Here is a 14,527-nt window from a genome sequence, read left to right on the forward strand (position 1 = left end):
GGCTTTGGTGCACGGATCTGGAGCACGGCGGATCTCGATCTTTGATTGTTTGATGACGTGGGCTACGCTCGCTTTGCCTTGCGGCGGACGGACTTCGGGCGTGCGCAGGCAAGCATGCGGTTGAGGACGGCGCAGCCGATGGCGACTTCCGTCTGCTGAACGTGAAACGACCGAGCCCGCAGACGCGGTCCGATGATGGATTTGTATCGTCCGATGGCGGTCTCGACCCGCGCACGCTTGCCGTAGCCGGTGGAAGCTTGCCACTTCATCCGCCCGTCTCTGCTTATCGCGGCGATATGCTGATCTCTTTGGCCGAGAGATCGATTGCCGGCCGGTTCGACCGCATTGACCCGTGGCGGAATGACGATGGCAACATCGGCACTGTGGTTGATGATCGCGTCGTAGATGGGCTTTCCATCATAGGCACCATCGGCGGTTAACCGTCCGATTGGACCGTCGATCTGATTGAGAAGTGGCCCCACCTGCGAGGCATCGCCTGTGTCCTGGTCGGTCATTGTGTGGGCGATGATCTCGCCGCTATCGGCATCCAGCGCCAGATGCAGTTTGCGCCAACCGCGACGGGATTTGGCGCGCCATGTTTCTCCTTCAGCCACTGGCCCGCGCCATAGATTTGAAGGCCGGTACTATCGACAAGAACATGCACCCGTCCGCCCAGAGGAACCTGAGGATGCTGCCGTTTGCTGGGCGATTGCCATGTCCGTGTCCGACGGCTGAGCGTGGTATGATCGGGGACGGAGAGTGCCAATCCCATCAATTGCAATACCGATTCAAGGAAGCCTTCGGCCTGGCGTAGCCGCAGTCCGAACACCATGCCCGGGGACAAGGCTGTCTCGATGGCAAGATCAGAATAGCGAGGCTGGCCACCACGCGTTGTTCGTCGTGGAGCAACCCATATGGCAACCGCCTCCGGCGTCTTGATCCTGAGGCCGGCAAATGATGACAGAATACCGTTGCAAGTGAAGTTAGGCTCTAAAATTAACCCAGCGGGTGCGCCCTCCCAACGAGAGTACTTTGGCCTTCCAGCGGGGACTCTATCACCTTCGTTCATTCCTCAAGAACCAGCAGATTTTGCCAGAGCGTTCGCACGTCTTTTTGCAGGAGAAGCACTCCGGCAATCCGTGGCTGTTGCGTACGCATCCGGCCAAGGCCGCCTTGTGGAATTGATCGCGGCGTAGCTGACTGTCGGTATGGATATCTTTACTGATAGTCATCATGTCACACGTCTCGACGTTGTTGACACGGGCCGTCGCCGTCGGTGGTCGGATGATGCGAAGCTTCGGATTGTCGAGGAGAGCTATTCGGCTCCCCGTCTGGCCTCGGCGACGGCGCGGCGGCATGGGGTTTCCAACCAGCAATTGTTTGCCTGGCGTAAGGCATATCGCGCGGGCCGCCTTGGGGCCGATGGGCTCGGCGGCTTTGTTCCGGCGCGGATTGTGCCGGAGACGCCGGCGTCTCGCTGTTCGGGCGGTGGGCGCATGGAGATAGTGAGCGCGAACGGGCGGCGCGTGATTGTCGGCGGCGATGTTGATGTGCCGGCGTTGCTGCGGATCGTCCAAGGTCTCGAGACGCTGCCATGAATCCGGTTCCGACTGGGGTCCGCGTTTGGCTTGCTACGGGCTACACCGACATGCGCAGGGGCTTTCCGTCGCTGGCCTTGCAGGTTCAGGAGGTCCTGAAGCATGATCCGTTGAGCGGTCATTTGTTCTGCTTCCGGGGTCGCAGGGGCGATCTGATAAAGGTGATTTGGCATGATACCCAGGGGGCATGCCTGTTCACGAAAAAATTGGAACGAGGCCGGTTCATATGGCCATCTGCGGCGGATGGTGTGGTGACGATCTCGCCTGCGCAGCTCTCCTATCTCTTATCCGGAATCGACTGGCGCGCGCCGCAGGAAACCTGGCGTCCGACACGGGTCGGATAGCATTATCGCATTGAAAATATTGAGTGAATCTGATCGAATGGCTTCATGATCTCGAAGCCTATGGATCTTCCTGCGGACCTTGCGAGCGCCTATCTGGCGCTGCTTTCCGAGCGTGAGATGTTACAGGCTGAATGCGATGTCGTTGTTGCCGAACGGGACACGGTCGTCGCGGAGCGGGACGTTGCGGTGGCGCAAGCCGCCAATGCGCAGGCCATGCTGTCGGACAGCGAGGCCTTGATTGCCAGTCTGGAGCTGGCGATCGAAAAGCTGAAGCGCGAACTGCGCGGCCAGCGATCCGAGCGCACGGCGCGCCTGATCGACCAGATGGAATTGCAGCTCGAAGAACTGGTGATGGCGGCGACGGAGGATGAAGCCTCAGCGCAAGCGGCTGCCGCCAGGACCTCGAGCGTGCGTTCGTTCACGCGCAAACGGCCGGTCCGCAAGCCGTGGCCGGAGGATATTGAGCGTGAGCGCGTGGTGATCGATCCCCCAGCCACCTGTGCATGCTGCGGCGGGTCGCGCTTGTCGAAACTGGGCGAGGACGTCACTGAGACGCTCGAGGAGGTTCCGCGCCGGTTCAAAGTGATCGAGACGGTGCGGGAGAAATTTACCTGCCGCGACTGCGAGGCGATCAGCCAGCCGCCGGCACCGTTCCATGCCACGCCGCGCGGCTTCATCGGTCCTCATCTGCTGGCGACGATCCTGTTCGACAAGTTCGGCATGCATAGTCCGCTCAACCGCCAAAGCACTCGCCTTAAGTGCGAGGGCATCGAGCTTTCGACCTCGACGCTGGCCGACCAGGTCGGGTATGGAACGGCCGCGCTCCTGCCGATCTTTGATCTGATCGAGGCGCATGTCTTCGCGGCCGAGCGTCTTTTTGGCGACGACACCACCATTCCCATCCAGGCCAAAGGCAAATGCACGACCGGGCGAATATGGACGTACGTGCGCGATGACCGGCCCTACGGCGGAGCGGCTGCGCCGGCGGCCATATACTATGCGTCGAGCGACCGCCGCGGCGAGCACCCGCAGAAGCACCTGGCCGGGTATGGCGGCATTCTGCAGAGTGATTGTTACAATGGCTTCGAGCCGCTCAGTGTCGCCGAAAAGAAAGCGGTGCCGATCACCTTTGCCTTTTGCCATGCGCATGCGCGGCGCAAATTCTTTGAACTGGCCGATATCCAGAAAAGTGCCCGTAACCGCAAACGGAGAGGCAAGCCGATCTCGCCGATCGCATTGGAGGCCGTCCAACGGTTCGACGTGCTGTTCGAGATCGAACGCCAGATCAATGGATTGAGCGCCGAAGAACGACTGGCCGCGCGGCAGGAAAAGAGCAAGCCGCTGTTCGATGACATGCACGAGTGGCTGAAACGGGAGCGCGCCACGCTCAGCAAATCGCCAAGATGGTGGCCTATTCGACGCCGCCCGGTTATCAGCGTCGAACCGCAATCCGACGGCCGAAGCTGGATGCATTCGTTTCGACGATCGAGCATTGGCTTGACGAGGATCTGAAGGTGCCGCGCAAGCAGCGGCACACCGCCAAGCGGGTGTTTGACCGGCTACGGGACGAATGCGGGTTCACCGGCGGCTACACGATCATCAAGGACTATATGCGCGAGCGGGATCAGCGCCGTCAGGAGGTGTTCGTGCCGTTGTCGCATCCGCCCGGCCACGCGCAGGCCGATTTCGGCGAGGCGACGGTGGTAATCAGCGTCGTCGAGCAGAAAGCCCGCTTCTTTGTGCTCGATTTGCCGCATAGCGACGGCTGCTACGTGCGGGCCTATCCGGCGGCAGTGGCTGAAGCCTGGGTGGATGGTCATATCCATGCGTTTTCGTTCTTCGGGGCCGTGCCGCAGTCGATCGTCTATGACAATGATCGCTGCCTTGTGGCGAAGATCCTGCCTGATGGTACCCGCAAGCGGGCGGCGCTGTTCAGCGGGTTCCTGTCCCACTACCTGATCCGCGATCGTTATGGGCGGCCAGGAAAGGGCAACGATAAAGGGAATGTTGAAGGCCTCGTGGGCTATGCCAGGCGTAACTTCATGGTCCCGATCCCGCAGTTTCCGACATGGGATGCGTTCAATACCTTTCTGGAAGAGCAGTGCCGCAAACGCCAGCGCGACAAGCTGCGCGGCGAGAGCGAGACGATCGGCGAACGGCTGCAGCGGGATCTGGCGGCCATGCGTCCCTTGCCGGCGTCGCCCTTCGATGCGTGCGATCAGGCCAGCGCTATTGTGACAGCCCAGTCGCTGGTGCGCTACAAGACCAACGACTATTCCGTGCCGGTCGCCTACGGCCATCAGGACGTCTGGGTCAGAGGCTATGTCGACAAAGTGGTGATCGGCTGCCGCGGCGAGATCATCGCCCGTCATCCGCGGTGCTGGGAGCGTGAGGACGTTGTCTTTGACCCGGTCCATTACCTGCCGCTGATCGAGCAGAAGATCAATGCTCTGGATCAGGCTGCCCCACTCCAAGGCTGGGACCTACCGGAGGAGTTCGCCACGCTGCGCCGGCTGATGGAAGGCCGCATGGCCAAGCATGGGCGACGGGAATATGTGCAGGTTCTCCGTCTTCTGGAGAGCTTCGAGCTTGCCGACCTGCATGCGGCCGTGAAGCAGGCCATTCAGCTCGGCGCGATCGGCTTCGACGCCGTCAAGCATCTGATCCTGTGCCGCGTAGAACGCCGGCCGCCGCGATTGGACCTGTCGATCTACCCGTACCTGCCAAGGGCGAAGGTCGAGAAGACCTCGGCGAAGGCGTATATGCGCCTCCTGTCCTCTGATGCGGGAGAAGCGGCATGAGCACCGAAGCACCCGACATCTTACTCGCCCATTATCTCAAAATCTTGAAGCTGCCGACCTTCCAGCGCGAGCACCAGAAGCTGGCTCGGCTATGCGCCACCGAAGGTGTCGATCATGTCGGATACCTCTTCCGGCTTGCCGAGCGGGAGATGATCGAACGGGATCGCCGCAAGGTCGAACGGCGGATCAAGGCCGCCAAATTCCCGGTCGTCAAAAGCCTGGATAGCTTCGACTTCGCCGCTATCCCCAAGCTCAACAAGATGCAGGTGCTGGAACTGGCACGTTGCGAATGGATCGACGGCCGCGAGAACGTCATTGCGCTCGGCCCGAGTGGCACGGGAAAGACGCATGTAGCGCTCGGTCTCGGCCTGGCCGCCTGCCAGAAGGGCCTGTCTGTCGGCTTCACAACAGCGGCCGCCCTGGTCAGCGAGATGATGGAGGCGCGTGACGAGCGGCGTCTGCTTCGCTTCCAGAAGCAGATGGCCGCCTACAAGCTGCTGATCATCGACGAGCTGGGCTTCGTGCCGGTGTCAAAGACCGGCGCCGAATTGCTGTTCGAGCTGATCTCCCAGCGTTACGAGCGCGGCGCCACCCTGATCACCAGCAATCTACCTTTCGACGAATGGACGGAAACGCTGGGGTCCGAGCGCCTGACCGGTGCGCTGCTCGATCGCATTACCCACCACGTCAACATCCTCGAAATGAACGGCGACAGCTATCGTCTCGCCCAAAGCCGCGCCCGAAAGGCCGGCTGAAATCCCTTCAGAAAATCGACGCGCACGCATGAGACCCCCGCTCGGGCTACGCCCTCTCGGAGGTCTCATGCGTGCGCCACAAGCGGCCGACTTTTGCTCCGCCCCGTGGCCGGGTTTTACTCCGCCGTTGACAGGAAGAGACGGCGGCGATCCACGAGCTACAGCTGCCACTCGACCGCTCGCAGTCTCGTTCTAAATGATTTCGGCGCACCGCAGCGTCGAGAGAACTGAGAAATTCTAGACTGAGGGATGCACTGGCAGATCGCGCAACCAGTCGGCGACGATGTCGCTGTCGGTTGACGAGAGTTCATGCCCGACCGAAGCCACGGTTCGGTCCACGACAGTTGCACCGCCCTGCCTGAAGCACTCGATCAGGCGCTCGCCGTCGCCAGGCGGGATGACCGCATCATTTTCCGCTGCGATGATGAGGACAGGTTTACCAGCCAGATTCAGGTCTGGCGGTTCCCTCAACGGCATCATCGGGCGCAGCAGCGCTGCACCCGCAAGCGTCTGCGGCCGCAACAACAGCACCGCCGCAGCAATGTTCGCACCGTTGGAAAAGCCGATCGCCAATGGTGGCGGCAATCGATAGGAGGCGCAGGCAGTGTCGATGAAGTCCGCCAACGCCGCGGCTTGCCTGCGAACGTCCTCCTCGTCCAAGACCCCTTCGGCAAAACGACGAAAGAACCGGCACCTGCCGTTCTCTAGAACTTTTCCGCGAGGCGAGAGCAATGGGTTCGCCGCCGCGACCGATCTGCCGAACGCCAGGAGCGTGTTTTCATCGCCACCAGTGCCATGGAGGAGGAGGATGGGTGTCCCTTCCCCGGGCACGAAATGATGAACGAATGAAAGGTCAGAGTTGAGCATGTCGGGTTTCTCGCGGATGGCGGCGTGCGCGCTTGCGCGATCAGCGACCGGTCGGACGCCAGTCGCCACCAACGCAGGAAACTGCTTATCGCCTGCTTTTCAGTCGATGACGGGCAGCACCGCTTCGATCGTTAGACGGCGAGCCTCCAGCCATGGCGGCAGCTTCAGGTTCCGGCCGAGCTCTGACGCCGGTTCATCGACCGCAAAGCCCGGCTCGTCCGTCGCGATCTCGAAGCGAACACCGCCCGGTTCTGTGAAATAGATCGAACGGAAATAGTTGCGGTTCAGCTGCTGAGTGACGGTAAGAGAATGCGTCTCGGAAAGCTTTCTCGCCATCTCCGCCTGCTGGCCGTCATCGGCGGCGCGAAAGGCGACGTGATGAATGGAACCCGGCCCGAGCCTACCTTCACTGGCGTTTCGATCGACATGGATATCAATGACACCGCCGTAAGCAGTGTGATTGACCTGGAACCGCGTCACCGGCCCCTCGAAGGCAACCGGGATAAAGCCTAGCACATCGCTCAGGATTGTCGCCGTCGACGCTGCATCGTGCTGCAGCAGGCTGACTCCGTGGAACCCGCGCAACGCACAGTCCTGCGGCACGTCTGCGCCAGCGAATGCGGGTTCGGTCTCGGCTCCATGCACCCCGACCAGGGCCAGGCGAACCCCATCGGCATCCCTGAACGGCAAGACCGCCTCGCCAAAACGTCTTTCGATGGGATCAGCCCTCACGCCTTTTTCGGCGAGGCGACGTGCCCAATAGTCGATGGCTTTGGCCGGTACGCGATAACTGGTTTCCATTGCCTGCCCGGCGCCGAGTTCGCCCGGCGCTTTTTCAGACGGAAAGAAGGTTATGATCGAACCGGGCCGACCGCCCTCGTCCCCATAATAGAAATGATAGACTTCCGGGTCGTCGAAGTTGACGGTTTTCTTGACGAAACGCAAACCCAATACATCCGTATAAAAATCGACATTCTGCCGCGCATCGCCGCAGAAAATAGTTACGTGATGAATTCCATAAGCACTCACATTCGACTCCTCAGGATAAAAATGCATCTGCATCTTCATTGAAGTCCACACTTAAACGTCGTCAGCTGGAATTGGTAGTTTGATAAACGATGAACTATTATGGTTTTCGACAGCTTGGATGTGCTATACTAGGGTGTGGACTCATAAACGCGCAGCCATAAGCGGATGCACGCGAGCTTGACGAACGCGAGATAATTGGCGGCGGGTTTGTCGTAGCGGGTCGCCCCGCGGCGGCAACGCTTGATCTTTTTGAAGAACCGCTCGACCAGATTGCGATCCCTGTAGAAGTAGGTACTGAAACAGATTGGGTCCTTACGGTTGCGTTTTGCCGCGATGTTGGCCCACGCGCCTCGCTCCGCGACAAACGCTCTGATCCAGTCCGCATCGTAGCCACGATCCGCGAGCAGCCGTCCATGCGGCAGATTGCCAAGCAGGATTGAGCACAGCCGGTTGTGGTGTGCCTGGCCGCCGGTGAGGCCAAGGCGAACTGGCAAGCCGTTGGCATCGACTACGACATGGATCTTGCTGCTCAGTCCGCCGCGCGAGCGGCCCATGTATTGCCCGCCATTGTTGGCGACGCAGGCTGCATGTCGATGGACGCGGACAATGGGCGTGTCGATCATCTGGACGGTGGCGTCATGGGCACGTGCCAGTGCATTCATGATCTGCTCCCAGACGCCAGTGAACGAAGCGGTTGTAGCAAGTGGTATACGGACCGAACGCCTGAAGGTAGGTCGCGCCATGAGCCCCGGATCGCGAGACCCAGAAGATGCTATTGAGGATACGGCGGTCATTCACCCGTGGAACATCACGCGGCTTATTCGGGCAGGAACTGCTTGATGGCCGGCCACTCAAGATTGGCGAGTTCGTAGCGCATGATCCGAGGCTCCAGTTTGGGAACTTGAATCACATGCCGGGCGCTATCATCAACCCGCCACGTCATCATGATAGGCACCAAATAGCCTGATCTTACTTCCGCTTTCGCGGAGCTACGGCCCGACAGAGCAGCAGATGCTGTTGGACGCTTCGCGGTCGAAAGCGACCCAAAACAAACAATTGTATGCTAGGCTCGCGAGCCATCGAACGGACGGCGGGGGATAGAAATGTTGGAAACCGACAAGGCGTTTGCTGGCTCGATTCCGGAAAACTACGACCGCTATATGGTGCCGTTGTGTCGTTGATTTTCGAACCGTTCGCCGCAGTTCTTGCACAACGAGCAGCGTCCTTGTCGCCCAGGGCCGTTTTGGAAACCCCCGCAGGGACCGGGGTTGTCACCCGGGCATTGGCGCCAAAGCTATCCCCCGGCGCAAGCTATATCGTAACCGACCTCAACCAGCCGATGCTCGACTACGCCGCTTCGCGACAAGCTTCAGACAGCCGCATCAGATGGCGCCAGGCGGATGCCTTGGCGCTGCCGTTTGAAGATGCGGCCTTTGATCTCGTTTGCTGTCAGTTCGGCGCGATGTTCTTTCCCGACCGCTCGTCCGGCTACCGCGAAGCAAAGCGCGTCCTGAAGCCCGGAGGACGTTTTTTGTTTAACGTATGGGATCGCATCGAGGAGAATGTATTTGCGGATGATGTAACGAATGCTCTCGCAAGGATTTTTCCCAACGACCCGCCGCGGTTTCTGGCACGAACGCCGCACGGCTACCACGATAAGGACCTGATCCGTCGCGAGCTGGGGGACGCAGGCTTCTCCGATGTGGTGATCGAGACGAAAGCCGAACAGAGCCGTGCCTCCTCGCCGCGCATTCCAGCCGTTGCATATTGCCAGGGAACTGTCCTTCGCACCGAAATCGAGGCCAGAGGCGCGGGAGAACTGGAAGCTGCAACCGACTATGCCGCATCCGCGATTGCAGACAGACATGGCAGCGGCGAGGTTGTTGCCAAAATTCAGGCACACGTAATTGTGGCTGTGGCCTAGGTGTTGGAATACCCCGTTCCGGCACTTCGCGACATTCCGCTGCTACACAGCAATTGCGTTGCTTTCCGACTGAAACGGACATGAACCGAATTTATGAGTCCGCGCCCTAGTCAGGCTGCGGTGGCCGGCCCGCGAGCGCGTGCTCCAGCAAGAAACGGATCCCTTGCGGCTCAAGCGGGCGGGGATTCCAGTACGGATTTTGCAGCGCGAGGCAGACCACCTCGCTGAGACGATCCGCCGGCATACCGAGATCGGCGAGCGTACGGATCGCACCGACGGCACCGGCGAGATCATACAATCCAATGGCAGCATCCCGAGTGGCGAGCGCCGCCGCGATTTTGGCCATGGCTTGCGGTACCGCCGGCGCATTGTAGGCGACAGCGTGCGGCAGCACGGCGGCGTGGGTCGGCGCGTGCGGCAGATCGAACAGGCCACCCAGCGTGTGGCAAAGCTTGTGATGCAGCGCCATGCCGACGGCACCAAGGCAGGTCCCGCACAGGAAAGCGCCGTAAAGCGCCAGCGCGCGCGCATCATGATCCTGCGGGTGTTCGACGATACGCGGCAATGCCTTGGCCAACGCCGAAATGCCCTCGACCGCCAGCAGATCGACTACTGGGTTTCGGTCCCGGGCATACAAGGCCTCGACGGCATGGGCGATCGCGTTGAGGCCGCTGGTGCCCGCGAGAAGGGCAGGAAAACTTAGTGTCAGCTCGACGTCATAGATTACGACCTCCGGCAGGATTCTGCTGCTGGTTTGAGTCACCTTCTTTCCGTCGTCGGTCTCACCCAGGATGGCGGTCATTTCCGAACCGGAATAGGTGGTCGGAATGACGATCTGCGGAAGATCGGTGCGCAAAGCCAACGCCTTGGAAAGACCGATCGCCGCCCCGCCCCCGATCGCGACAATCCCATCCGCATCGCAATCGATAAGTGCAGCCAAGGCCGTATCTGTGATCCTCAACGGCGTGTGCATTTTCGCGCCCGTAAAAGTTCCGGCTGCACGGCAGCCAAGAAGTGAAACGGCTTGTTCGGCGTGACGTTGCGAGGACGTGGTGACAATCAGAGCGCGCTGGATGCCAAGCCGTGATGCCTCACCGCCCAAATGCGAAAGTGCCCCCGTACCGAAGATCACCCGCGCCGGATTGATGCCGCAGACGAAATTATCCATTGAGACGCCCGCCATCGGCAAGCGCTGTGGCCAGACGCGGCAGCAACCTCTCGGCGTTGCCTCTGCCGATGGCAAGACGCTGTGCTTCGGTCAGCGGGTAGTCGTCCAGCACTTGCCTGTAGAACGCCGAACGTTCCCTGGTGGCGAATGGCCAGTCGCTGCCGAAGGTTATGTGTGTCGGCTCGGCGAAGGAAAGCAGACTCGGCAAGGCATAGGAGGAACTCGACAGGGCTGTGTCGAAATAAAAGCGTTTCAATCTGGCGATGCCGCCCTCGCTGTCGCCATCGACCGAACATGACGCGGCCAGCCGCTGCGCAGCAAACGGCAGAAAGCCGCCGGCATGCGATAGGATGATTTTCAAGTTCGGAAACCGCTCCAGGCACCCTGATCTGGCGAGATTGATCGCTGCCCTCGTGGTATCCAGCAGGAAATCCGCTGCGTATGCGGGAAGCCCCGGCACCTCCGCTCCCGGAAGCGCACACGGATGCACCAGGATCGTCGCTCTCCTGCGATCCAGCTCCGCCATCAATGGGTCCAACGAAACGTCGCCGAGATAGGCGCCGCCAACATTGCCGAGTAGCACGATACCGTCGGCATCAAGGCAATCGAAAGCATAGGCCACCTCTTCGAGAGCGGCATCGATATCGGGTAGAGGTAGCGTCGCGAAATGGCCAAAACGATCCGGGCAACGGCTGACGATCCCAGCGGTGAACTCATTGACGGTCCTTGCCATGCGACGGGCCTCACCACCGTCGCCGAGATGAACACCGGGGGTCGAGACCGAGAGGATGCTGGCAACGATGCCGTTGTCGTCCATCAGATCGAGCGCGCCTTGCACGCTCCATTCCGGAAGCGGCCGGTCGCCATCGCGAATACCATGACGGTCGAGCCAGGCGGCATAAGCGGGAGGAAGGATATGATGATGTGTGTCGATACGCCCGTCATGCATTGTCGAATTGCTGGAAATCGAACCGAGCGTGTTCGCCCTGCTCGGCGCTTCGGTAGTCGTCATGTTGCTTCCTTGAATTGAAATTCGGAACCGCGCCGCATCGGTTGTTGATGTCGTGCCGTCGGTCACGCCGTCTTGTGTTCGCTTGCAAGTCTCTTATGAATGGCGCGTTTGCGGGCGCCCGCCGTTTCGTCTAACGCAGGCACGCTAAACAGGGCGGGAACCCGGTTCTAGGTAAATAAACGGCGTATCGTTGCGGTTTTCGGCACTGGGAGGTGCAATGGCTGAAGAGTCCGACAAATTGACCGCGGCGCTTGAACCGGAACACAGCGAACGTGTTCAGTGGATCATCGGTGAGTTCAAGGTCGATATCCTGACGGTTATTTGCTGGCGCCTCGCCAGACCGTGGTCATTGCCTTGGCGCAAGGTGAACGACAGTTTCTTTCTGTTTCCGCTGAAGGGGCAGATCAAAGTCAGCAGCGAAGGAAAAGTCCACACCGCAGAACGTGGCGAATTCATCATGCTCCGGGACAATGTGGAGCACATGGTCGAGCTTGGCGACGGTTGCGACAGTGTCGAAATGATCGCCATCCACTGCCACATCACCAATGTCTGGCGGGTTCCCCTTCTCGACTTCTTTGCCGAAGCCATGGGACGGCTGCGCGGTGGCGATGCCGTCCTCGACGAACTGTGCAGTCTGGTCACCGTTTTCAACACCGGTGACCAGTCCGGCCAGATCTGGGGCGCTGCTTTCCTCAAGACGCTGCTGGTCAACGAGGTTCTCAACGGAGCGCGCCTGCATCCGCGTGAAGAGGAGCTGGATCATCGCATCAGCAAATCACTGCTCAAGATCCGTGACTTCTACAGCCAGGACATATCCGTCGAGAGCCTCGCCAGCGAAAACAAGCTGAGCCTTGTTCAATTCCGCAAGCTGTTCCGGCTGCATGTCGGCGTCGGCCCGAAGAAATATCTCATTCAATACCGCCTGAACGCAGCCAAGAAGCTGCTGCAGGAGAGCGATCTCTCCTTGAAGGAAATCTCCGGCATGGTCGGCTTTCAAAGCGTCCAGTATTTCCACGCAGTCTTCAGAGCCAATTTCCGATGCACGCCCAATGAGTTCCGGTACAACTCGAAGCAGATATAAAACGGAGATTCATTCTCAGTTCCAGAACGCTGCTTCTAGATGCCGTCAGTTGGTCGGTGACCTGACCATCCGCTGCTGGTTGCCAATGTCGTGAACGTGGGCTCATCCGGCGGCATGCAAATGGTGTTCGTGGAATCCCGCCTTCTGCCTCGGTGTACAGTAATCCAGAGGGCGCAACCGAAGTAACTTGCGGCGGAAGAAGGATCGCTTCGCGCAGATGTCTGATGTTGCTGCAATCGCAGACAGGCAACGCTACGTCAGCGAAATTTGGGCACTTCGGTCGCTTCACAACGCCGAGGCGTAAGCTGACAACGCACCAGATGGGCTTTGGTGCACGGATCTGGAGCACGGCGGATCTCGATCTTTGATGACGTGGGCTACGCTCGCTTTGCCTTGCGGCGGACGGACTTCGGGCGTGCGCAGGCAAGCACCTGTCCGACATCAGCGCCCTTGAGACAGAATTGGCTTAATTGAGAAGAGAGGATTTTCGGCTCATCGTAGCTCACTCAAAGGAAGCGAAGATGAGACAGAAAACCGGGCCGCAGACATCGGCGGCCGAGAAGACGATCAAGGACATCCGCCGCGCCACGCGCAAGCATCATTCAGCCGAGGACAAAATCCGTATCGTGCTGGAGGGCCTGCGTGGCGAGGACAGCATTGCTACGATCTGCCGCCGTGAGGGGATTGCCGAGAGCCTGTATTATAGCTGGTCGAAGGAATTCCTCGAAGCGGGCAAGAAGCGCCTTGCAGGCGATACCGCCCGTTCTGCCACCAGTGACGAGGTCAAGGCGCTGCGCCGTGAAAGCCGAGACCTGAAGGAAGCGCTGGCCGACCTCACCCTGGAAAACCGCCTGCTCAAAAAAAGCATGATCGCGGATGGGGGCGACGAAGAATGAGATACCCCGCCTCAGAGAAGCTTGAGATCATCCGGATCGTGGAACAGTCGCATTTGTCGGCCAGACAGACCCTCGACAAGCTCGGTATTCCTCGGCCGACCTTCTATCGCTGGTATGAGCGTTTCCTGACCCACGGCGTCGAAGGGCTGGAAGACCGGACGTCCGCGCCGTCACGAGTGTGGAACCGCATCCCAGACGGTGTCCGGGATCGCATCATCACCATGGCGCTGGATCATGCGGATCTGTCGCCGCGCGAACTGGCGGTGAAGTTCACCGACACGGAAAGCTATTTCGTCTCAGAGGCTTCGGTCTATCGCCTGCTCAAGGCCCATGACCTGATCACCTCGCCAGCCTATATCGTTATCAAGGCCAACGACGAGTTCAAGGACAAGACCACGCGGCCGAACGAGATGTGGCAGACCGACTTCACCTACCTGAAGGTCATCGGCTGGGGATGGTTCTACCTGTCGACCATCCTCGACGATTATTCCCGCTACATCATCGCCTGGAAGCTATGCACCTGCATGAAGGTGGACGACGTCACCGACACGCTCGATCTGGCGCTGGCGGCCTCAGGTTGTGACAAGGTCAAGGTCGAACACCGGCCACGCCTGCTGTCCGACAACGGCCCGTGTTACGTCGCGTCCGATCTCGGTGAATGGCTGGAGAAATACAAGATCGATCAGGTTCACGGCGCTCCCGGCCATCCGCAAACGCAGGGCAAGATCGAACGCTGGCACCAGACGCTGAAGAACCGTATCCTCTTGGAAAACTACTTCTTCCAGGAGGACCTCGAAGCCCAGATCGCGGCCTTCGTCGAGCATTACAATCATCGCCGATACCACGAGAGCCTCGACAATCTCACCCCGGCCGACGTCTACTTCGAACGCCGCGCGACAATCCTCCTCGAACGCAAAAGGATCAAACGCGACACCATCAGACAACGCCGCTTGAACCACCAGGCCAAAGCGGCTTAAATCAACCCGCAAACCGAGCCGGAAACTCCAGTCTTCCAAAGCCCAAAACGTCTCAAATCATTCGACGACGGACAC

Annotated in this window: 10 protein-coding genes and 4 pseudogenes; 8 read left to right on the forward strand and 6 right to left on the reverse strand. The window is 59.8% G+C overall.

Annotation, left to right across the window (positions count from 1 at the left end):
• Positions 1-62: 62 nt before the first annotated feature.
• Positions 63-946: pseudogene (locus tag AO692_RS32475) on the reverse strand (IS5 family transposase); the annotation flags it as partial.
• 262 nt (positions 947-1,208) lie between these two features.
• On the opposite strand from AO692_RS32475, the gene AO692_RS26985 reads away from it, so the two are divergent.
• From AO692_RS26985 to istB, 5 genes and pseudogenes are all read left to right on the forward strand, one after another.
• Positions 1,209-1,598 (forward strand): transposase, encoded by a 390-nt coding sequence (locus AO692_RS26985; RefSeq protein ID WP_054313154.1) that lies wholly within the window; start codon positions 1,209-1,211, stop codon positions 1,596-1,598.
• Positions 1,595-1,942 (forward strand): IS66 family insertion sequence element accessory protein TnpB, encoded by a 348-nt coding sequence (tnpB, locus tag AO692_RS26990; protein WP_054313155.1) that lies wholly within the window; start codon positions 1,595-1,597, stop codon positions 1,940-1,942. Before AO692_RS26985 ends, tnpB begins: the two co-directional genes overlap by 4 nt.
• A 45-nt stretch (positions 1,943-1,987) precedes the next feature.
• Positions 1,988-3,340, forward strand: a pseudogene (locus tag AO692_RS26995) (IS66 family transposase); the annotation flags it as partial.
• 5 nt (positions 3,341-3,345) lie between these two features.
• Positions 3,346-4,743: an IS21 family transposase gene (gene istA / locus AO692_RS27000; protein ID WP_082407582.1), complete on the forward strand. Its 1,398-nt coding sequence runs from the start codon at positions 3,346-3,348 to the stop codon at positions 4,741-4,743.
• Complete coding sequence (gene istB / locus AO692_RS27005; protein WP_054313157.1) at positions 4,740-5,498, forward strand: IS21-like element helper ATPase IstB; 759 nt, start codon at positions 4,740-4,742, stop codon at positions 5,496-5,498. The genes istA and istB overlap by 4 nt, the downstream gene beginning before the upstream one ends.
• A gap of 237 nt (positions 5,499-5,735) precedes the next feature.
• On the opposite strand, the gene AO692_RS27010 is transcribed toward istB, so the two are convergent.
• From AO692_RS27010 to AO692_RS32480, 3 genes and pseudogenes are all read right to left on the reverse strand, one after another.
• Positions 5,736-6,365: an alpha/beta hydrolase gene (locus AO692_RS27010; RefSeq protein WP_054313161.1), complete on the reverse strand. Its 630-nt coding sequence runs from the start codon at positions 6,363-6,365 to the stop codon at positions 5,736-5,738.
• A gap of 99 nt (positions 6,366-6,464) precedes the next feature.
• Entirely contained in the window at positions 6,465-7,433 is a 969-nt protein-coding gene (locus AO692_RS27015; protein ID WP_244483505.1) for a ring-cleaving dioxygenase, read from the reverse strand.
• Between the two features lie 89 nt (positions 7,434-7,522).
• Positions 7,523-8,271, reverse strand: a pseudogene (locus tag AO692_RS32480) (IS5 family transposase).
• 226 nt (positions 8,272-8,497) lie between these two features.
• On the opposite strand from AO692_RS32480, the pseudogene AO692_RS27025 reads away from it, so the two are divergent.
• Positions 8,498-9,318: pseudogene (locus AO692_RS27025) on the forward strand (methyltransferase domain-containing protein).
• 106 nt (positions 9,319-9,424) lie between these two features.
• Here AO692_RS27025 and AO692_RS27030 read toward each other — a convergent pair.
• Positions 9,425-10,486 carry a maleylacetate reductase gene (locus tag AO692_RS27030; RefSeq protein WP_054313159.1) on the reverse strand — a complete coding sequence of 354 codons (1,062 nt, stop codon included), beginning with the start codon at positions 10,484-10,486 and terminating at the stop codon, positions 9,425-9,427.
• Positions 10,479-11,498, reverse strand: a complete 1,020-nt coding sequence (locus AO692_RS27035; RefSeq protein ID WP_200911792.1) for an amidohydrolase family protein — start codon at positions 11,496-11,498, stop codon at positions 10,479-10,481. Before AO692_RS27035 ends, AO692_RS27030 begins: the two co-directional genes overlap by 8 nt.
• 217 nt (positions 11,499-11,715) lie before the next feature.
• On the opposite strand from AO692_RS27035, the gene AO692_RS27040 reads away from it, so the two are divergent.
• Both AO692_RS27040 and AO692_RS27050 read left to right on the forward strand, forming a co-directional pair.
• A complete protein-coding gene (locus AO692_RS27040) occupies positions 11,716-12,579 on the forward strand; it encodes an AraC family transcriptional regulator (RefSeq protein ID WP_054313160.1) in 864 nt (287 codons plus the stop codon).
• Positions 12,580-13,100: 521 nt separating this feature from the next.
• A protein-coding gene (locus AO692_RS27050; RefSeq protein ID WP_152979808.1) for an IS3 family transposase occupies positions 13,101-14,452 on the forward strand; the annotation gives its coding sequence in 2 pieces (ribosomal slippage) (positions 13,101-13,437 and positions 13,437-14,452; 1,353 coding nt in all).
• Positions 14,453-14,527 lie beyond the last annotated feature (75 nt).

The sequence above is a fragment of the Mesorhizobium sp. 1M-11 genome (assembly GCF_001303895.1).
GTDB lineage: Bacteria > Pseudomonadota > Alphaproteobacteria > Rhizobiales > Rhizobiaceae > Mesorhizobium.